Source organism: Sporosarcina sp. ANT_H38, assembly GCF_008369195.1.
GTDB lineage: Bacteria > Bacillota > Bacilli > Bacillales_A > Planococcaceae > Sporosarcina.
Window position 1 is genome coordinate 365,261 of sequence record NZ_VOBC01000004.1, and the last position, 20,517, is coordinate 385,777.

Sequence of the window (20,517 nt, forward strand, 5' to 3'; positions counted from 1 at the left end):
ATTCATCTGACAGCTCTTTCCCCCGACAACTTTCTTCTGCCAAAAATGAAATAATAGTAAGTCGAAGAAACAACATAAAGACCAGCTGTGATAGTGAATGCATAGGCATATCCCCAATACGAACCACTCGCTATAACGAGTCCTGCCGCAACAGGACCCATGGTTGCCCATCCAATATTAAACACAGTTTGGTTCACAGAGTTAGCAAGCCCTTTGTATTTATCTGCCACAATTTCCATTGCGATAGCACTTTGAATCGGGTTCCCTGCATTCATAAGTGCTTGTCGCATTAGGAATCCGAGCGAAGCAAGAAAAAGTGATGTCGTATAAGCCGTTAACAGCAAAAACGGAATCGACAGCACCTGGAATAGGATTAGTGCTTTCACTTTCCCTACCCTTGTTACGAGGGCTGGACCAATCAGCATAGCTACTGCCGTCATTGCAGATCCGAGTGATAGAATAAGACCAATATAAGCATTCGAAGCATCAAATCGGTTTGAGAAATATAAATTCAAGTACGGTACGACAAGACCAGAGCCGAATCCAATCAGTAAACTTGCAAATGAAAAGTGGAAAATAAGAACGATATTCCGTCTGAAGCTGCTGTCGACTTTCTCCACCTCTTGCTCTGCCGGTTCAAAAGTCGGTATCTTCACATGCACCCGTTCAGGTGGCTTATTTTGAAGTTTAAATAAGGGGAGTAAACCAATCATGAAAATAGTTGCACCGGTCAGCAGCGCCCAACGAATCGCTTCAGCTGCATCGAAAGCCAAAAATACTTCTAGTACATCTGCAATAACGCCACCTAGTAAACTGCCAATAACATTCGCAACCGTCATTAGAGCAAAGTGAATACTGAACATGTGGACCCGCTCTGCAGACTTAGAATTTTCGGCAAGGAACGGAACGCCCGAAACTTGCACGAATGCCATGAATAATCCAGTCAGGAACGCTGCATAAATAATTGGCGTTTCAGCAACGACGACACTTCGGTAAAACAATGTCATTCCTCCGAAAATTGCACCACCGACTATCATCCATTTGCGACCGAACTTATCACTTAAAAATCCAGCTGGAACGAGCATAATTGCCGATGCCAGCGCTGTCATCGAGATGACCTTTCCGTTGATGGTTTCAGGCATACCAAGCTCTTTTATATAGAGATTGTACATGACCATAAATACACCCATCCCTATCTGGATGAGCACATTCGCAAGCATGAATAGCCTGACGTTTTTATTGAATGAAGAAATTTTCATCTTCCAATCCGCAAACCATTTCCCCATGCTATTCCTACTTTCCATACGAGATACTTCGTCACTCTAAATATACGTCTTTCAGAATAGTTTTTCAACTACATAAATGTACAAATAAAATTCCATTCAACCCGCTCAGGCGCTTTGGGGATGCCTCCCGTCATAAGCCAGTCAGAAAACCACTGCCAGTCTTATGGCTACGGCTGCCACTAAGAAGGCGCCTTCGCTAGTTCAGCTTAAGTATTTTAGCTAAATCAAAAAATGAGTAGGACAAAGGAAGATGAATTTGAGTTTAATAAAGATACGGGGATGTTTGTTTGTAAGGTTGGCCATATGGCGATTCGAAAAGCACATATTGGAAAGAAAAATGTAGTGAGAATTCAAAGTCAAACCTATTATTTTTCATGTAAATAAATGTAAAACTTATCCACTTCGTGAACATTGTTATAAAGAAGGTACGAAAAGTAAAACCTATTCCGTAATGATTAAATCGACGAAACATAAGGAGTAAGAAGCGTTTCAAAATAGCGAGGAATTCAGAAAGAAGGCGAAGTCCCGCTATAAAATTGAAGCGAAGAATAGTGAGTTGAAACATAGACACAGGTATGCTGTAGCCACATCCACGGGTCTACTTGGTATGTAGATACATGGGATCCCAAACGGATTATGACGTTAATGAGGAAATCGGAGTAAGGAATACGAAAGAAAAAGACGATATTTCGTTCAAAGTTGAACGTAATAGCGTCTTTTTCAATTTAGGCTCACTTATCGGATTTAAAAAAGCAAGTTTTTCAGTGGCCTCATTTACACAGAAGTCCCTTTTTTCTTATTATTGTTATTCAGCCTTCGTAATCGAAGTTCCCGCCTGCAATTTATACATTTGCGCGTACTGCCCGTCAAGTATGAGCAATTCATCGTGTGAGCCTTGTTCAACAATCTCGCCACGATCTAACACTAAAATACGATCAGCGTTTTTTATAGTAGAAAGCCTATGGGCAATGATAAATGTCGTACGTCCTTTTTTCAGTACGTCCATAGCATGCTGAATGATTTCTTCCGTTTCAGTGTCGATGTTGGAAGTTGCTTCATCTAAAATAAGAATTGCTGGATCGAACGCAAGTGCACGTGCGAATGAAATAAGTTGACGCTGTCCAGAAGAAAGCGTGCTCCCTTTCTCCACAACCGGCTCGTCAATCCCACCAGGTAAATGTTTCAATACTAGTTCCCCGCCAACAGCATCGAGTGAATGTTGCACCTTTTCGCGTGTAATACGCGGGTCACCTAAGCTGATGTTAGACTCGACTGTTCCACTAAACAAGTAAGGATCTTGCAAGACAATGCCCATATGATCACGTACCGTCTGGCGCGGCATGTCGCTGATATTTAGCCCATCAATCGTAATCTTCCCTTTCGAAGCGTCATAGAAGCGGAACAATAAGTTCATGATTGAACTTTTCCCCGATCCGGTATGTCCAACAAGTGCGACCGTTTCCCCTTGTTTTGCTCCGAATGTAAGATCTTTCAAGACATATTCTTCATCCTTATAGGCGAACCAAACATTCTCAAAACGCACATTTCCTTGGTAGCGGGCGATTTTGTCGTCGCTTACTGGCTCCCCTTCGCGGTCCAACAGTTTGAATACGCGTTCAGCTGCAACAAGCGAATGCTCAAGTCGTGCGAACTGGTTAACAATACCTGTCACGGGGTTGAACAACCGTGTAATGTAGTCAACGAATGCATAGAGCATCCCGACTGAAATGACACTTTCAGTGGTAATCGATGCACCACCGAAATACCAAATAAAGAACACAAAGGTCAATGACCGGATTATGTCGACAAGGTTATGTGACGTTGCAGCCTCTACCTTCAACAGTTTGTTCTGATAGCGGAAGTGTTCATCATTCAGCTCGCGGAATTCCTCCTCCATCTGTGTCTCACGACGGAATGCCTGAATAATTGTCATCCCATTGATCGATTCGTTGATCATCGCGTTCATATCACTCACTTTTCCACGTATGATATGATTCACTTTTGAAGCAAACTTCCTATACGTCTTCATCCAAATATAAAGTATTGGCAGGACGAATAGCGTGATTGCACCCATTTTAGGTTCTAAGATGAACATCGCAATGAAAATCCCAGTAATGTACATCCCACTAATCGCAAACTGTGAAACGACCGTTACATATAAGTTACGTATCGCTTCCGTATCATTCGTAATCCTTGCAACTACTTTTCCGGCAGGTAAATTATCAAAATATCGAATTGGCAATGTCTGAATATGTTCGTACAGATCATTACGCATCTTCTGAATGATTCGATTTGCCGCCTTTTGCATCAATAAATACTGGAAATACCTTAGTATTGCAGTGACGACTGCGAGCCCGAAGAAGATGGCAAGTAGTTTAGCAATCGGATTGAAATCAATTCCCCCACCTGGAGCTCCTGCAATATGATCATCTATGATTTTCTTGGCAATCATTGGTCCCATCAGATCAGCAGCTACTGCGAACGCGAGAAGAACAATACCTGTCAGTAACAATTTTTTATAGTCAAGTGCGTAATGAAGTAATCGTTTACCGGTACTCATATTATTCAACCTCCCCAATCTGTTGGCGGTCGAATTGCTCTTTGTACCAGCCGTTCATTCCAAGTAAGCCCTCATGTGTGCCTTCTTCAATAACACACCCATCGTCAAGTACGATAATCCAATCCGCATGCTGAACAGCAGATAGTCGGTGTGTTGTAATGATTGTGGTTTTTCCAGAACGCTCCGCTTGAATGTTTTCTATAATTTTCGCTTCCGTTTTCGCATCAACCGCAGAAAGCGAGTCATCTAAAATAAGAATCTCTGGATTTTTCACAAGTGCTCTCGCAATGGAAATCCGTTGTTTTTGTCCACCAGATAATGCGACGCCCTTCTCTCCGACGAGCGTTTCAAGTCCTTGCGGAAGCATTTCAAGATCTTTTTCAAAATAGGAGAGGCGAATCGTTTCCGCAATGTCCGCTTCCGACGCATCCGGCCTTCCAAATAAGATATTCTCTTTGACCGAACGTGAAAACAGGACATGATCTTGCGGTACATAACCAATCCAGTCCCTTACCTGATCTTTTGTCATAGACTGCATTGGTACTCCTGAGAAAACAATTTCTCCTTCACCGGATGGATATTCACGCAGCAGCTGTTTAACAAACGTAGTCTTTCCACTTCCGGTTTTCCCAACTATCCCTAGCGTATCACCACGATTTAAATGGAGTTTTATAGCATCCAAGTTGACCGAGTGCGACGTCGGATAAGTGAAAGTAACGTCCCGGAAACCTACGCTATCAGGTTGGTCAACGTTTACAGGTTGATCAGGATCCTTCACATCTTCTTCGTAATCAAGGGTTTCTGTCACCCGGTCGAGTGATGCATTTCCCCGTTGTAAGACGTTAATTAGCTCACCGATTGCAAACATCGGCCAAACAATCATCCCAAGATAGACGTTAAAGGTAACTAGTTTCCCGAGCGTCATATCTCCAATAGAGACAAGGTAAGCGCCGTAACCAAGACCAATCATATATGTCAAGCCCGTTAGTACTTTTGAAATCGGCATGAACAACGCGTCGATCTTCTCAACGTGCATATTCTTCTGATAGACATCTTCCGTCATTTCAGCAAACCCTTTTTCAGTTGCACGCTCCTGAACGTATGCACGCACAACCCTTACACCCGCTACCGCTTCTAAGACATTATCATTCAAATCTCCAAATACCTGTTGAGCCGTCATGTATCTTTCGTGAATTTTCTTTCCTAGAACCTGCATGATATACGCCAAAATTGGAAGCGGTAAAATCGCCACAAGTGTCAACTCCCATGACACGAGAAAGCCCATCGTCAAAACGAGTGTCAGTAAATAGAGCGTGGAATCGACAAGCGTCATAATGCCGAAACCTGCCGTCTCAGAAATTGCCCGTAAGTCATTTGTCGATCTAGCCATTAAGTCGCCCGTCTTATTTTTCTCATAAAACGTTGGGGTCATTTTCAGGAAATGTTGCATAAGATTACCTCGTAATTGTCGCTCGATGACATAAGCCCCACCAAACAACTGGTATTGCCAAACGAAGTTACTTGCATAATTGAAAATCATGATCAAAAACATGGAACCGATGAAAATAGTGAGCAATCTGGCTGTCAACGTCTGTGTATAAATTGAGTCAATCGCCTGCCCAATCAGCCAGGGGGGTATAACAACAAGAATATTCGTCACCATTAGCAGAATAAGCGCAACTGTGTACCTCTTCCGATTCTCTTTAAAAAACCATTTTAATTTAACTAAAACTGAAAACATAATCTAATCAACCTTCTTCCTTATTCTCTTACAACTATCCGCTTTCTAGAGATTCCTTTTTCAATAATTTTCTTTGCTGATTGATGATTAACATCGTCAACACTCCTTTTCCTATTATTTGTTCCTACTTTATCCTGCAATAAGAATCCCTAACATACTCAACTTCTTTAAGTGGAGTATGAACGACTTCTTATTGCCCGAATGGTTCGGCTATATTAAGTAGGAGAAAATCGCCCCCACTTAATAAGTCCAACTTTATGCAACACGCAATGCGTGGAAACACCGAATTTCGTTTACATTGAAAAATAAAAAAGAGCACACGCCTCTTAACATAAGCGTGTGCTCATAAAAAGGAACGGCATATCGCGCCGCTCCGGGTATATTTAGTTTTAGAAAACTAAAATGCGGATAGGCACGGTTTCATTTTATTATTTTTTGTGAACATGAATACTTTTTTCATTTTCCGTACCTCCCTTTCTATTTCGAGTATCTAACTATATCTAGGTTATCATTACCATTTCTAAGATGTCAATACTTTTTGAAAATATAATCACTTTGGAAATATCAATAAATATATGAATGAATGGATGAAGTTATTCTTCATACAGCAGTAAAAGAACTTAGTCTAAAAGCCAAGCGTCTTGCGGCAGTAAGGCAGCATAAATCGAATATAATACCAACAACAGCATACAAATTGAAGAACAGCTGCTTGTATGGTTGTAATCGCAACGAGAACGATAAAAATTCAATAATTATCCAGTGTCACCTCTTCAGATTCAACTCTAAAACATTCAATATATACCGAAGAGCGCCGAAAAATGTCACCTCCATTTCAATTTTGCCCGAACAATTTCTATGCTCTTTCTAATAGCTTTTTTGATACTTCCCCCTCTATCTTCTTTCCTACAAACATACAATAGACAAGAGTATCTATTTGTTTTTTTCTTGTAAATAAATTATCATAGAGTTAACTAAGGATTTTACCACTATAGGAGGTGTACACTTTGTTCTCCCCCTCATTTGGGTTTGGAACAAAGTAATTATTTGGATATTGCCATACGATTGGCAGCATTTGCTGTCTTGATCGCTCTCACCGCATTTTTTGTTGCGAGTGAATTTGCAATTGTGAAAATTAGAGCAACACGGATTGACCAACTGGTAGCGGAGGGTAACCCACGTGCCGTAACTGCGAGAAAGGTAATTAGTAATTTGGACGAATATTTGTCCGCGTGCCAATTGGGTATTACAATTACTGCTCTCGGACTCGGGATGCTCGGGGAACCAACTGTGAAATTAATGTTAAAACCGGTTTTCTCTTATTACGAATTGACAGCTAGTACTTCCAGTATCCTTTCATTCATTATCGCATTCACTTCAGTAACATTTTTGCATGTTGTTATAGGTGAATTGGCTCCTAAAACGATCGCGATTCAAAAAGCGGAAGCCATTACGTTATTATTTTCAAAACCGCTTATTTTATTTTATCGCCTCATGTACCCTATCATTAAAGGTATGAACGGTTCTGCACGTCTCTTCGTTGGACTGCTTGGCTTTAAATCAATTTCAGAATCAGAAGTCGCTCATACAGAAGAAGAACTTCGGATGATTTTATCGGATAGTTTAAAAAGCGGCGAAATCAACCAAGCCGAATATAAATATGTGAATAAGATCTTTGAATTTGATGACCGAATTGCCAATGAAATCATGGCCCCTCGGACAGAAATGATAACAATTGAAAAAGACATGACATTACGCGAAGTATTCGACGTGATGGGTGTCGAACAATATACTCGCTACCCTGTTACGGATGGCGATAAAGACCATATTATTGGTCTGGTCAACATGAAAAACCTATTGACCGCCTTCATTAAGGAACCTGAAACAGCAGGCAATCAGACGGTTTTCAATTATATGAAACCGATTATACATGTCATCGATACGATACCAATCGCCGACCTTCTACTCAAAATCCAACGAGAACGCATTCATATGGCGATTCTAATGGATGAATACGGAGGAACTTCCGGCCTTGTAACTATCGAAGATATTTTAGAAGAAATCGTCGGTGATATTCAAGATGAATTCGATATGAATGAAATACCAGAAATCCAAAACCTCGGGGAAAACCATTATATTTTTGACGCCAAGATGCGCATCGAAAATGTTAATGATATCCTTGGTACATCAATTGACGAAGAGGATATCGATACAATCGGTGGCTGGTACATGACCCAGCGCTTCGAAGCAATCCAAGGCGAAAAGATTATTGAACACGGGTTTGAATTCATGGTGAAAGACGTGGACGGCCATCATATTCTCTACCTGGAAGTCTTTAAATATGAAGAGGATAAAGCTGACGATACTTCAGAATTGTCAATGGAGTCCTAACAAAGAGCGTCTTCCTTATGGAGGACGCTTTTTTCGATTGATACGTTTCGAACTTCTCGTATAGTGTTGTTTACTTCCGATAAAGCGTAGTCTTCTTCACTCATTGCATCTACCAACTTCCAGAATGGTCCGAAAAGTCTGTATTGACTTTCTTCTCTTGTCTTGTTATTATTAATTCAACTTACAGAAAGCAGGTGATGTTTTATGGCTACTCTTATCGAACCTATTGCTAATTTGATCGGACCCATACTTTCACCTGCAGTGCTTCTATTATAAGCATGCTTATTCTGTTATGCGTGTGAAAGTCGTGGTGTCCGACCAAAGGACTCACGGCTTTTTTTATTGTCTAGCTCCAGGTGTCAGACGATCGGGTCATAAGCAATCTAGCTAGTAGGATTGAACTTATGTCTGCCGTGTCTAAGCGGACGCCTTGCGCTTTTCTAGAATGCACATAACAGGAGGAATATAAATTGATTAATTTAAATGAGTACGGTTGGAATACATCCCACGAAGCAAATTGGGAAAGCTTAATAGATGGATTAAAAATGAAAGAATGCCTACCAGGACGTGTCACACTCGAACACAAAAGGATGTATCGAGTAGTCACTAGTGAAGGCGAGTGGCTATCTGTTTGTTCTGGTGCAATGCAGTACGAAGCTGATGAACGGCGAGACTTCCCCGCTGTCGGAGATTGGGTCGTAGTAGAAAAAATGCCAGGTGAAGAACGTGGAATCATCCATGCCATTTTACCGCGTACATCTTTGTTCTCCAGGAAAGTTGCGGGTACAACGATTGCCGAACAAATTATCGCAGTAAATATCGATATCGTTTTCTTAGTCATGTCGTTGAATAAAGACTTTAACTCAAGACGGCTCGAGCGTTATCTGATTGCTGCCTACGATTCAGGTGCAAGTCCCGTCGTCGTATTGACAAAGAAGGACCTATGCGATGACTCTTCCCACTACATTGAAGAAGCAAAAAATATAGCAATGGGCGCAGATGTGTTTGCAGTGAGCAATATCACAGGCGATGGTATTGACGAACTGATTTCGTTGTTGAAAGGTGGAAAAACAGCGGCGTTATTGGGTTCTTCAGGTGTAGGAAAATCATCTCTTACAAACGCGATTTGCGGCGGTGAAACAATGGTTATTCAAAACATTCGTAGTGATGACGATAGAGGTCGACATACAACGACCCACAGAGAACTTGTAAAAATCCCAGGCGGCGGTGTACTGATTGATACGCCAGGGATGAGAGAATTCCAGCTATGGGACAACAGTGAGAGCCTAGATTCTGGTTTTAAAGACGTGGAAGCATTTGCAAATTCTTGTAGGTTCAATGATTGTCAGCACAACAACGAACCAGGATGTGCCGTACAGGAAGCACTTGCTACCGGTAATTTGTCTGAAGATCGTTATGCAAGCTATCTGAAACTCAAAAAAGAGTTGGCATTCCTTGAACGAAAAATGGACGCCGCCGCTCAAGTCGCAGAACGGAATAAGTGGAAAAAGATAACGAAAAGTATGCGGAATCATCCTTCTAAGAAGAAATAATAAAAGAGGGCAGCTGATCAGTCAGTAATTTGACTGATCAGCTGCCCTCTTTCAATTATTGAGTGGTCAGTACTTTCTCCAAATCTTTTCTTCCATAACGCATCCCCCTACCACTAAAGCCTTGCGTAAAACTAAATTCTCTGCATCTTTTACATAAGCCGTTAATTGATTACGAATTGAAGACCTGTACGGGACCTACTTGTCGTTAATGTAGGATTAAGTTTTTGATTTTAAAGATAGAATTCATCTTAAGAATTTCCAAATAGAAGGGATTTCGAAATTTAGGTAGAACAACTAATAATATTCCTTAGAATGATTGGAGGTCATATTTTGTTACTTTACTTTTGAAAGTGGGATTTGGTGATGCTTCCCTGAAACCTTTAATAGATGTTATCGAAAAGCATTTAAGCTTGTCGAAAAAATACTACAGTAAACTTTAAGTGTTTTTTACCTTGAAGTTCTATGGATTTATGTAAATTTCATTACAGAAAAACATATCGTTAATATTAGGAGAGTGGAACGATTGGAAAAAACTGAAATGTTAAAGATAAATAAAAATTGTTGGGATTTAGTTGCTCCTAAATTTTTCGGAGTAGATTCGCTTCCTAAATATGGACCCTTTACAGTTACAGAAGATGAAATTAATCTTTTCGATACTATAAAACATAGGAAAGTGCTTGAAATAGGTTGTGGGAGTGGGCATTCCCTTAAATATATGGAAGAAAACGGAGCTCAGGAACTTTGGGGTATTGATTTGTCTTCTTCACAAATTGAAATAGCTAAAGCCACATTAAAAGAACTTAAACCAAGGTTATTTTGTGCTGCGATGGAAGATGAAATTGGTATTCCAAAAGATCACTTTGATATTGTCTATTCTATTTATGCACTTGGCTGGACAATCGACCTTTCAAAAACATTAGAACTAATTTATTCATATTTAAAAAAAGACGGGAGCTTTATTTTCAGTTGGGAACATCCTATTTATCCTTATGTTAAATGTGAAAGTAATTCATTGATTTTAAAAGGATCATATCAAAAAGAAGGTTATGAAGTTTGGGATTCTTTCAAAGGTGAAAATCTTCCTATAGTAATGCCAAGAAGGAAATTAAGTACATATATAAATAAATTAGTTGAAGCTGGATTTAAAATAGAAAAAGTAATTGAGGGTGAAGTATCCAGTGAATATGATGGTCAAAACGAGGATTTTTCTTCCAACTATTATTCACTTTATAAAACAAGAATAGTACCTAATACATTTATCATTAAGGCTAGAAAATAGTATTATTTTGTAGCATGACAAACTGGCCGGTTAGTAATAGTGGGCTAAAATCCAATAGATCCATTAAGTAACTCGATTTCATAATGCGTATGTATATCTCAATCCATTTTTTCTTGTTCATATAGAATACTTCGTTCATTACATTATCTTGATCACACGTCTGTTGATTAACCATTCGCATAAAAAACTGGTGAGAAGGATTTGATAACATCCATTTTCACTGGACCATCTTTGGAACGCTTTCGGCTAACTATTCATGACAGATTTACTGAGGGGTCCTAGTGTGGCTAGAAGTGACTCCGTCACTTCTAGCCACACTTTTTTCAGTATTACTGTTACGAATCTTTCCCTGTTGCGCTCCTACAATGTTCAAGTGAAAAATGCGGTTGGTTTTGTAGAAAAGAATAGATGATTTTCTATAGAAAGTGTAAGTGCCCGAAGATGCAATTTCGGGCACTCTAGTACTTTGTACAATGTGTTCCTTGCTTACTTTTAGTGGAGATTATGCATCTAAACTTGTGTTGCCTATTAGAAAGTAACACTTCTCTAAAATAAAGAAAGAAAACACCATAGAGAAAGCATCAGCCGCCAAAATTGCATCTTTGGCGGCTTTTCTCCTGGTTAGAAGTCAGCTATTCTTTCGTCCCACAGAGCATTAGCACTCTGTGTACTAATGTATTTGGAGCACGACGGATGAAGGACAAATATACGATTACCGAAAAAAACGTGTAAGGATGCGACAAAGTCGCATCCTTACACGTCAAGACATATCGATAATCGTACTAGAAGTCATTTAATCCAAGAGTGATCCAAAAGCACGACTATACAAAGTGTGTCTTCCAGAAGCACTTGAATCACTCATTTCAGGGGTTTAATCCTTACCGTGGCTCTTCCCCATCAGTCCTTCTTATAATCAATACTGTAAACATCATGCCTTCTGTCTTTCAGTTGTTTAACCGTTCCGTCTTGACGCTGGCGTCGCAATATCTCTAGGTCAACATCCCCGATGAGCACCATTTCCAAATTGGCATTTGTCTCGCCTACAATACCATCCCTGGCAAATTCGAAATCGGATGGCGCAAAAATAGCAGATTGTGCATATTGAATATCCATATTTGCAGTTTGCGGCAAGTTTCCGACTGTACCAGAAATTACTGTGTAAATTTGATTTTCAACGGCACGGGCTTGCGCACAATAACGGACACGGAGATACCCTTGGCGATCTTCCGTACAAAATGGTGTAAAGATAATGTTAGCACCCATATCCGTCGCAATACGTGCTAATTCTGGGAATTCGATATCATAACAAATTTGGATTGCGATTTTCCCACAGTCTGTATCGAATACGCGCACCGCATCTCCAGCACTGATTCCCCACCATTTTCGTTCGTTCGGCGTAATGTGTATTTTATATTGTTTTTCAATTGAACCGTCACGACGGAACAAATATGAGATGTTGTAGATTTCTTCATTTTCTTCCTCGACAAAATGGGATCCACCAATGATATTCACGTTATAACGTACCGCGAGATTCATGAACAGTTCAATATACTGTGGCGTATATTCTGTCATTTTACGCACCGCTTGACTCGGTGATGGTTCATTCAAAAAGGACATAAGCTGGGTCGTAAAGATTTCCGGGAATACGACGAAATCTGAGTTAGCATCAGACGCCACATCGACGAAGTATTCGCACTGATGAGCCATCTCTTCAAAGGAAGAAATCTTACGCATTAAATATTGTACGACACAAATCCGTACTGGGTAGCTTGTCTTGAAATGACGCTTCGTGAGCGGTTTATAATCAACATTATTCCATTCCATCAAAGTAGCATATTTCTTAGACGCTTTATCATCCGGCAAATAGTTCGGATTAACTCGCATCAACGTAAAGTCATTCATTAACTGGAACGTCAGTACAGGATCATAGATTTTATGGCGTGACACAGAATCTACATATTCACGCGGCGACATTTCGTCGGCAAACTTATGGTAGTTCGGGATCCGCCCACCAAGGATAATCGACTTCAAATTGAGCTCTCTTGCAAGTTCTTTACGTGCTTCATACAAACGCTGCCCGACTTTCATACGGCGGTAGCCAGGATGCACCATGACTTCGATGCCGTACATATTATAGCCGTCGGGATTATGGTTTGTAATATACCCTTCGTCTGTTACATCATCCCATGTATGACGATCGTCGTACTCGTCGAAGTTGATGATCAGACTTGAACACGAACCGATGATCTCCCCGTCTAATTCTGCAACCAGCTGTCCTTCCGGAAAAATCTCCAAATGACTTCTCAAATGACCTACTTCCCATGGTTCCATTCCTGGAAAACACAATTCTTGCATACTTAAAAGTCTTTTTATATCATCAAAGTTCATCTGACGAATGACCATACTTATTTCAAACGTAGACAAATCAAATTCTTCACTCATCCGAAACACCTCTTCCCAACCTGTTACTCTCCATTATACCGCAGTGGCCTTACAGTTAATAATGTTTTACTTGTTTAATACGACACCCTATAATCAAATGTGTATGAAGTTAATCGAGCAGGAGATGATCGTATGCAAAAACGACTGGAAAACAGTCTGATTCTTATTTGGACAGTTGCATTTGTCGCAACGCTCGGTTCGTTATACTTTTCGGAAGTACGCGGATATGAGCCCTGTACGCTCTGTTGGTACCAACGGATACTTATGTATCCCATCGTACTCATTTCAGGCGTCGCCCTGTTCCAAAAAAATGTACGAATTGCCTCGACTTTAGCTGTCTTCTCGATTGTTGGTGGAAGTATTTCACTCTATCATTATGGACTCCAAAAAATCACTTTTTTGAGTGAAAGTGCACCGGTTTGTGGGAATGTATCTTGCACTGGACAGTACATCAACTACCTTGGGTTTATCACAATTCCCTTCTTGGCACTTACGGCATTTTTAATCATCTTAATAACAAGCCTTTTCATGATGAAATGGCAGAAGGAGTCGAAGTAACTTGAAAAAACTATTGATCATTGGCGGTATCATTATCGCTATCTTCATCCTCATCATTGTCTTAACGAACCAATCGAACAATTCAAAGTTGAAGGATAATCCTTATGGAACGGACAACCTTTCTCAATCGACGATTGCTTTGATTGGCAATGAAAACTACAGCAACATCGTCCAACCAGATGACCTGTTCAAAAAAATAGAAGCTGGTGACTCAGTAACGGCTTACTATTTCCACCCTGAATGTCAGTACTGCATGCAGATGACGCCTGTCATGATGCCTATTGCTACAGAAATGGACGTCAATGTACTGCAATATAACATGATGGAATATGGGGATAAAGCCGGCATGAATACAGACTATAAAATTGAATCTTGGCCAGCACTTGTCCACTACAAAGATGGTAAAGAAGTAGGGCGGATGGTCGGCGCACAGCCCGAAGAAAATATCCGTGCATTTTTCAATGAATTTGAAGGTAAATAACAAAAGCGCAATCGCCTTAGATAATGGAACGCGACTGGAAGGAATGATTTGAATGACGTTATTTCATTATAAAACATCAGAAGATAATATGACCGTTGAGTATTTACTCAAGGACAAATGGCAAGGTGGTAAAAAGACCGTTCACCTTATGCGTATGGCCAAGAGTGTACTAGGTCAGGATGGCGAACCAGTGGATGATTGGCGCCTACCGCTTCCTGAAGGGACGGAATTAGTGTTCACTTTCCCTGAAGCAGCTTCAACATATATCTCAGATGAACAAGTTGAATTGACGGTACTTTTTGAAGACGAACATATCCTTGCAGTCGTAAAACCTGCTGGCATGTCAACACATCCCGATGGTCCAAGGGACACAGGTACATTGATGAATGCTGTCATGGCACATATTAAAAAAAATGGCGGTGTCTACGCCGAGCATGTCCATCGTCTTGATAAAGGAACTTCAGGTGCTGTTCTTATTGCAAAACATCCGATTGCGAAAGCACTCTTTGATCGCATGATTGAGAATAACGAAATCAAACGGAAATACACTGCAGAAGTTGACGGTTACTTAAAAAGACCTAAAGGTACAATTAGACTTCCGATTGGAAAAGACCGTCATCATCCAGCCAAACGAATTGTTTCAATGTCTGGACAATCTGCTGTTACAAATTTCAGGCTTATTGAACGCAAAGATGAAACGTCAATCGTAGAAGCTGAACTAGAGACAGGCCGGACACACCAAATTCGTGTTCACTTATCACATCTTGGATACCCTGTTACAGGCGATACACTCTATGACGGTAGTGAAACAGAAGACGGTAATTATCGGTTAACTGCAACGACGTTATCGTTCATCCATCCATTTACAGAGAAACAGACGCTTATCGAAATGAGTACTATCTAACAAATGCCCTGGAGAGTTGTATCTCCAGGGCATTTTTATTTTGTTCTTAAAACGCTAATCTACTTCTTTATCTTCAATATGGTCAAAAGTCAGATCATGTGCCTGCGTGAATAACTCTTTTGCACCCTGAAGTTCATATTTCACTAATTCGGATAACAGTTTCTGTTCTTCAATTATTTCTTGAATAGTACTGATGTCGCTTTGGCTTACTTTAATCGTACTTAGGATACTTTCAATTTTTGATGCAGTTACGAAACTAATTGAGACCCCTTTTTCAACGAGTTCAGCACCCTTCCTTATAGCTACAAGCGCCTGCTCGATTTCATCGCGATGGGAAGAAGTCAACGCCTGGAAGTTTGCAGTACTATCGGATGCGCTTTCTGCAGTTTTTCGTACTTCTTGTGTAACAACTGCAGTCCCTTTACCAAGCTCACCAGCCCGTGCCGCCACAATTGGTGTATTCAATGCGAGCAAGTTTGTCTGCACTGCGCTATTTTCTATATCTAAATACGCCAATTTCAGACGATCCATTTCTTGTTGGAAAATGTCGTCTCGGATACCTTTTCCATTTCCGAACATATCCATAAATTCCTCCCACATTCTTTTTCATCATACCAAAATATAGCTGTTTTCAATTTCAGTATTCACGATAAAAGTTGCAATACTACGCATAAAATAAAGACTTATGGGGACCCTTATGGACGTTGGCGATATTAATACATATCCGGATTTGTTCCCGTTCGTTCATCTCTATTAAGCGAATTAATCAAGTTCATCTCTTCAGATAATAGTTCAAAATCGGCTACTTCACTATTTTCCCGAATTCGTTCAGGAGTCACTGATTTTGGAATGACAATAAGATTGTTTTGTAAATGCCAACGGATAATTACTTGTGCAGGTGTTTTACCGTATCGCTCACCGATTTGAAGAAGTGTCCGTTCTGCAAATAGTTTCCCACGTGCAAGCGGCGACCAAGATGTCACTGCAATGCCGTTCTCCTTGCAAAACGCGCGCAACGGTTCCTGCGTTAGATACGGGTGGAGTTCAATCTGGTTCACCATCGGCGCTACATTCGCTTTAACAAAGATTTTCTCTAGATGATAGGCATGATGATTGGAGACGCCTATGGTACGAATCAGTTTTTCATCATATAGTCGTTCGATCGCTTTGTAAGTGTCGACATATTTATCTGATACAGGCCAATGTGTCAAATATAGATCCAAATAATCTAAGCCAAGTTTCTCCAATGAATTTTCGAATGCCCTAAGCGTCGCATCATAGCCTTGATCGGTATTCCAAACCTTCGATGTGATGAACAACTCTTCCCTCGAAACACCGGAATGACGAACCGCTTCGCCTGTTTCGCTTTCATTCTCATAAATGGCTGCTGTATCAATTGCACGGTACCCAGTTTCTATTGCATATGTAATTGCTTCGACTGTTTGCTCGGGATCTATCATTTTGTAGACACCGAGACCTAATTGTGGCATTTTCACACCATTTGCAAGTTCAATTGTTCCCTTAAATAGTTTTGACATAGTATACTTCCCCTTTCGCCGCTTATATTTCCATTGTACAATCGGCATCCGAATATTACGAATTACCGGACTAGATTTCAGGGTTGAATTTTACCACAAAAACGAATATTATTGTAGATGCACTTCGTTTCGTTCGTATTTTGAGAGGAGAATTACATTGTTTCATTTAAAAAAGAATAATACTACTGCAAAAACTGAAATATTAGCCGGAATGACTACTTTTTTGACAATGGCATATATCGTAATCGTCAATCCGATTATTCTTGCTGATGCAGGTGTACCATTCGAGCAAGTTTTCATTGCAACAATTATCGCTGCTGTCGTTGGTACACTTTGGATGGCACTCTTCGCTAACTATCCAATTGCTATTGCGCCTGGGATGGGATTGAATGCCTATTTCACATCGGTTGTTCTCGCTTCTGACGGACAACTCGATTACATGACCGCTTTTTCTGCAGTATTTATAGCTGGACTATTATTCGTACTATTGTCCTTGACATCTTTCCGTGAAAAATTAATCGAATCTATTCCTGAAAGTTTAAAACTTGGAATTACTGCAGGAATAGGATTATTCATCGCTTTTATAGGTTTGCGCCTATCAGGAATTGTTGCTCCTCACGAATCAAATCTAGTTAAGCTTGGCGATCTCACTTCTCCACCTGTTTTGCTAGCATTATTCGGTCTTTTAGTAACGGTAATCCTTATGACACTGAATGTCTACGGCTCGATTTTTATCGGAATGATACTGACTGGGATTATCGCAACAGTTACAGGTCAGCTCAAATTTGAAGGTGCCTTATGGAAACTGCCTCAATTGCCGGAAGGTATTCTTGTTTGGAATCCCATTACTGCATTTGGTGATGTCATTTCGCATGGTTTGTATGGCGTTGTCTTTGCATTCCTTATTGTTACCCTCTTCGATACGACCGGTACGATGATTGGGGTCGCGAAACAGGCTGGACTGATGAAAGGCAATAAGCTACCACGTGCACGTCAAGCATTGCTTGCAGATTCCGTTGCAACGGTCTTCGGATCCATGTTTGGAACGAGTCCAACATCAGCGTACGTCGAATCTTCATCCGGTGTTGCTGTAGGTGGCAGGACAGGATTGACGACGCTGACTGTTGCTATTCTCTTTATTGGTGCAGCATTTTTCGGTCCGCTTGTCAGTACGTTGTCCAGTGTCTCTGCCATTACCGCTCCTGCTTTAATCATCGTCGGAAGCTTGATGATTGGCGTTGTCAAAGATATTGATTGGGATTCGTTTGATGAAGCATTCCCAGCCTTTCTTGTCATCTTGACAATGCCACTCACATCTAGCATTGCGACAGGAATCGCACTAGGTTTCATCACTTATCCATTATTAAAAGTTGTGAAAGGGAAAGGAAAACAAGTTCCTATCCTGCTCTATATTTTCGCAGTACTGTTCACCTACCAACTATTCTTTTTACCACATTAAAAAAATGCCCTTCCGTTATTATTCGGAAGGGCATTTTTCATATATTTATTCTACGTCTAGAGGTGATAGCTGACAAGACGAGCGCTCCTGCAGTTACTAGGTGCATGAACCAGCCGATGATCGGAATCGCACTCACTACGCTCGTCACTAGACCTAGAATTGACGCTCCCTTGCCCTGCATGTCCCTGATTGATAGTAGTAATGTAATTGCATGTAAAACAAACATGACACCAAGTGCCGAATAACCGGAGCTTATGACAATGACTCCTCCAATGAGCGGAATTGCAAGAAAACCTTCCGCAATTGCCGTTACCCATTTCATTACTGTTGAATAATTCATCTATATTTCCTCCATATCATTTGAGCTATTGTGTTATATACGGACTAGCTAGCAGAAAGTTTCATTTTTCTCTGCTCTGTCATAACTTTTCTTGGCAGTCGTTTCAATTCATTTAAAAATAGGGTATACTAAATTGAGCTACTAATGAATTTACAGGAGGTACCTATCATGACAGTAATTCTGATTATAGGTGTGTGCTTTGCATTCCTATCTGCAATTTTCACAGGTGGATACGATGATAAACCCGGCAAGGTTAAGATACCTGGTCAAAGAAAATAATAACAAGTAAACGGGACATGCCTTCTGGCTGTCCCGTTCTTTTAATTTATTCCCGGATAGGATTGCTGTCTGAGCGCTTCATATATAAGAATAGCGGCAGTGTTCGACAAATTAAGTGACCGTATGTTTTCGTTCATTGGGATTCTCAAACACCGTTCTTTATTCTCTTGTAAAACGTCATCAGGGAGACCGGTCGTCTCTTTACCAAAGACGAAAAATATATCCGTAGAAACATCAGAATAATCGAATGCTGTATGAGTCCTTTCACCATGCTTCGTTAAAAAGTAAAATACCGCTTCAGGATTCGCCGCAAATAGCTCTCGAATTCCTTCATGATAGGTAATGTCAACATGCTCCCAGTAATCGAGCCCCGCACGTTTCAACATCTTGTCATCCGTCGAAAACCCAAGTGGTTTCACAAGATGAAGTTTCGTTCCTGTTCCTGCGCATGTTCGCGCAATGTTCCCTGTATTTGCTGGGATTTGTGGTTCAAATAACGCTACATGTATGGCCATCTCAATGATTCCTCCAATTAAACTTTTTCTTTCCAGTTATCCGATGCCTTTGTTAATTCAGCACGTACCTCCGGATCTTCCTCTATCACTAACGCTTCCATAATAGCTATATAGCCTTCTTCCAAACCGATTCGACTAAGTGCCCATGCAATCGTACCACGAATGACAGGCCTAGGATCGTTTTTTAACATGCTGATCAATTCAGGTACAGCAGACTCATCCTTGAAATGTGCGAGTGCAATAATTGCATTTCGCTGAATCGGATTTTTTCCGCGCCATGATCCTGATACATGTCCAAATATCTCTTTGAATTCGCGATTTGACAACCTAAGAATCGGTTGAAGAAGCGGCTTAGCCAATTCAGGTTCCGGTTGGAAAGCTTGCTGATGCAAATTATGCTTTCCTTTATTTTTAGGGCACACCGTTTGACATGTATCGCACCCGTATACCCGATTACCAAACTCCGTACGAAATTCTTCTGGGATTGGCATTTTCGACTGTGTTAGAAAAGCAATACAACGCTGCGCATTTAATTGCCCTCCTTGTATCAAAGCCCCTGTTGGACATACGTCAAGACAAAGTGTGCAATCCCCACATTCATCCTCCATGGGAACATCTGGAGCAAATGGGATATTAGTAATCATTTCACCGAGGTAAACATACGAACCGAATTCTGGCGTAATGATTGAACAGTTTTTTGCCGACCAACCGATGCCTGCCCGTTCTGCAACAGCGCGGTCTACAAGCTCCCCCGTATCGACCATTGAGCGAACTTTTGCCGCAGGTGCATGTTCCAGTATAAATTCTTCAAGCAGTCTCAGTTTCTCACGAAGGACCGTATGATAATCTGTTCCCCAGGATGCACGACAAAAAATCCCCCGCCGCTCACCTTTTTTCCCCCTAGGAGAATCTGCCATTTTGGACGGATAGGCTACAGCAATTGCAATAATACTTTCCGCTTGATCAAGCAATAAGGCAGGTTCTGTCCGTTTATCTAAATCTTTTTCTTCGAAACCCGACTGATAGCCAAGTTCTTGCTGCCGCTTTAAGCGGTTTTTCAACTCACGAAATGGCGCAGCTGTTGTAAAACCAATTTTGTCGATGCCGATTGACTCCGCATAGTTCCTCACTGACTGTTGCAATTGAACAGCATTCACACTGTATCGCCTCCACTATGCTACTATTGAATTAAAC

General features: G+C 40.8%; 16 protein-coding genes and 1 pseudogene. 8 read left to right on the forward strand and 9 right to left on the reverse strand.

Annotated features, from left to right (window positions below):
* Positions 1-2: 2 nt before the first annotated feature.
* The gene (locus FQ087_RS19825) at positions 3-1,286 is read right to left on the reverse strand and encodes an MFS transporter (protein WP_149582331.1); all 1,284 of its coding nucleotides are present in this window, start codon (positions 1,284-1,286) and stop codon (positions 3-5) included.
* Between the two features lie 237 nt (positions 1,287-1,523).
* On the opposite strand from FQ087_RS19825, the pseudogene FQ087_RS23190 reads away from it, so the two are divergent.
* Positions 1,524-1,896: pseudogene (locus FQ087_RS23190) on the forward strand (transposase); the annotation flags it as partial.
* A 195-nt stretch (positions 1,897-2,091) separates the two neighbouring features.
* Here FQ087_RS23190 and FQ087_RS19830 read toward each other — a convergent pair.
* Positions 2,092-3,846 (reverse strand): ABC transporter ATP-binding protein, encoded by a 1,755-nt coding sequence (locus tag FQ087_RS19830; protein WP_149582332.1) that lies wholly within the window; start codon positions 3,844-3,846, stop codon positions 2,092-2,094.
* A gap of 1 nt (position 3,847) precedes the next feature.
* Complete coding sequence (locus FQ087_RS19835) at positions 3,848-5,587, reverse strand: ABC transporter ATP-binding protein (protein WP_149582333.1); 1,740 nt, start codon at positions 5,585-5,587, stop codon at positions 3,848-3,850.
* Between the two features lie 1,044 nt (positions 5,588-6,631).
* Here FQ087_RS19835 and FQ087_RS19840 point away from each other — a divergent pair.
* From FQ087_RS19840 to FQ087_RS19850, 3 genes are all read left to right on the forward strand, one after another.
* Positions 6,632-7,975, forward strand: a complete 1,344-nt coding sequence (locus FQ087_RS19840) for a hemolysin family protein (RefSeq protein ID WP_188006834.1) — start codon at positions 6,632-6,634, stop codon at positions 7,973-7,975.
* Between the two features lie 473 nt (positions 7,976-8,448).
* Complete coding sequence (gene rsgA, locus FQ087_RS19845; protein ID WP_370456099.1) at positions 8,449-9,528, forward strand: ribosome small subunit-dependent GTPase A; 1,080 nt, start codon at positions 8,449-8,451, stop codon at positions 9,526-9,528.
* 523 nt (positions 9,529-10,051) lie between these two features.
* Positions 10,052-10,807, forward strand: coding sequence for a class I SAM-dependent methyltransferase (locus FQ087_RS19850; RefSeq protein WP_149582334.1), 756 nt, complete (start codon positions 10,052-10,054; stop codon positions 10,805-10,807).
* An 897-nt stretch (positions 10,808-11,704) separates the two neighbouring features.
* On the opposite strand, the gene FQ087_RS19855 is transcribed toward FQ087_RS19850, so the two are convergent.
* Complete coding sequence (locus tag FQ087_RS19855) at positions 11,705-13,249, reverse strand: carbon-nitrogen hydrolase family protein (RefSeq protein WP_149582335.1); 1,545 nt, start codon at positions 13,247-13,249, stop codon at positions 11,705-11,707.
* Between the two features lie 132 nt (positions 13,250-13,381).
* Here FQ087_RS19855 and FQ087_RS19860 point away from each other — a divergent pair, with 132 nt between their 5' ends.
* From FQ087_RS19860 to FQ087_RS19870, 3 genes are read left to right on the forward strand one after another with little or no spacing between them, the layout of a single operon-like run.
* The gene (locus tag FQ087_RS19860; protein ID WP_149582336.1) at positions 13,382-13,807 is read left to right on the forward strand and encodes a disulfide oxidoreductase; all 426 of its coding nucleotides are present in this window, start codon (positions 13,382-13,384) and stop codon (positions 13,805-13,807) included.
* A gap of 1 nt (position 13,808) precedes the next feature.
* Positions 13,809-14,288, forward strand: coding sequence for a thioredoxin family protein (locus FQ087_RS19865; RefSeq protein ID WP_149582337.1), 480 nt, complete (start codon positions 13,809-13,811; stop codon positions 14,286-14,288).
* Between the two features lie 52 nt (positions 14,289-14,340).
* On the forward strand, positions 14,341-15,192 hold the full coding sequence (locus tag FQ087_RS19870; protein ID WP_149582338.1) for an RluA family pseudouridine synthase: 852 nt from the start codon (positions 14,341-14,343) through the stop codon (positions 15,190-15,192).
* Positions 15,193-15,246: 54 nt separating this feature from the next.
* Here the strand turns inward: FQ087_RS19870 and FQ087_RS19875 are convergent, their stop codons facing one another.
* Together FQ087_RS19875 and FQ087_RS19880 are read right to left on the reverse strand one after the other, a co-directional pair.
* Positions 15,247-15,777, reverse strand: a complete 531-nt coding sequence (locus FQ087_RS19875; RefSeq protein ID WP_304624773.1) for a methyl-accepting chemotaxis protein — start codon at positions 15,775-15,777, stop codon at positions 15,247-15,249.
* A gap of 128 nt (positions 15,778-15,905) precedes the next feature.
* Positions 15,906-16,730, reverse strand: coding sequence for an aldo/keto reductase (locus FQ087_RS19880; RefSeq protein ID WP_149582340.1), 825 nt, complete (start codon positions 16,728-16,730; stop codon positions 15,906-15,908).
* A gap of 157 nt (positions 16,731-16,887) precedes the next feature.
* On the opposite strand from FQ087_RS19880, the gene FQ087_RS19885 reads away from it, so the two are divergent.
* A complete protein-coding gene (locus FQ087_RS19885) occupies positions 16,888-18,189 on the forward strand; it encodes an NCS2 family permease (protein WP_149582341.1) in 1,302 nt (433 codons plus the stop codon).
* Positions 18,190-18,226: 37 nt separating this feature from the next.
* Here FQ087_RS19885 and FQ087_RS19890 read toward each other — a convergent pair whose 3' ends face one another.
* The 3 genes from FQ087_RS19890 to queG form a co-directional block, all read right to left on the reverse strand.
* The gene (locus FQ087_RS19890; protein ID WP_149582342.1) at positions 18,227-18,529 is read right to left on the reverse strand and encodes a hypothetical protein; all 303 of its coding nucleotides are present in this window, start codon (positions 18,527-18,529) and stop codon (positions 18,227-18,229) included.
* Positions 18,530-18,849: 320 nt separating this feature from the next.
* Positions 18,850-19,323, reverse strand: coding sequence for a tRNA (uridine(34)/cytosine(34)/5-carboxymethylaminomethyluridine(34)-2'-O)-methyltransferase TrmL (gene trmL, locus FQ087_RS19895; RefSeq protein ID WP_149582343.1), 474 nt, complete (start codon positions 19,321-19,323; stop codon positions 18,850-18,852).
* Positions 19,324-19,340: 17 nt separating this feature from the next.
* On the reverse strand, positions 19,341-20,480 hold the full coding sequence (gene queG, locus FQ087_RS19900) for a tRNA epoxyqueuosine(34) reductase QueG (protein WP_149582344.1): 1,140 nt from the start codon (positions 20,478-20,480) through the stop codon (positions 19,341-19,343).
* Positions 20,481-20,517: the final 37 nt, after the last annotated feature.

Excerpts from the sequence above, each read along its gene's own strand:
- FQ087_RS19860 (WP_149582336.1), top strand. The coding sequence starts at position 13,382 with ATGCAAAAACGACTGGAAAACAGTCTGATTCTTATTTGGACAGTTGCA.
- FQ087_RS19890 (WP_149582342.1), bottom strand. The coding sequence starts at position 18,529 with ATGAATTATTCAACAGTAATGAAATGGGTAACGGCAATTGCGGAAGGT.
- FQ087_RS19855 (WP_149582335.1), bottom strand. The coding sequence starts at position 13,249 with ATGAGTGAAGAATTTGATTTGTCTACGTTTGAAATAAGTATGGTCATT.
- FQ087_RS19830 (WP_149582332.1), bottom strand. The coding sequence starts at position 3,846 with ATGAGTACCGGTAAACGATTACTTCATTACGCACTTGACTATAAAAAA.
- FQ087_RS19825 (WP_149582331.1), bottom strand. The coding sequence starts at position 1,286 with ATGGGGAAATGGTTTGCGGATTGGAAGATGAAAATTTCTTCATTCAAT.
- FQ087_RS19880 (WP_149582340.1), bottom strand. The coding sequence starts at position 16,730 with ATGTCAAAACTATTTAAGGGAACAATTGAACTTGCAAATGGTGTGAAA.
- FQ087_RS19870 (WP_149582338.1), top strand. The coding sequence starts at position 14,341 with ATGACGTTATTTCATTATAAAACATCAGAAGATAATATGACCGTTGAG.
- trmL (WP_149582343.1), bottom strand. The coding sequence starts at position 19,323 with ATGGCCATACATGTAGCGTTATTTGAACCACAAATCCCAGCAAATACA.
- FQ087_RS19875 (WP_304624773.1), bottom strand. The coding sequence starts at position 15,777 with ATGGATATGTTCGGAAATGGAAAAGGTATCCGAGACGACATTTTCCAA.
- FQ087_RS19835 (WP_149582333.1), bottom strand. The coding sequence starts at position 5,587 with ATGTTTTCAGTTTTAGTTAAATTAAAATGGTTTTTTAAAGAGAATCGG.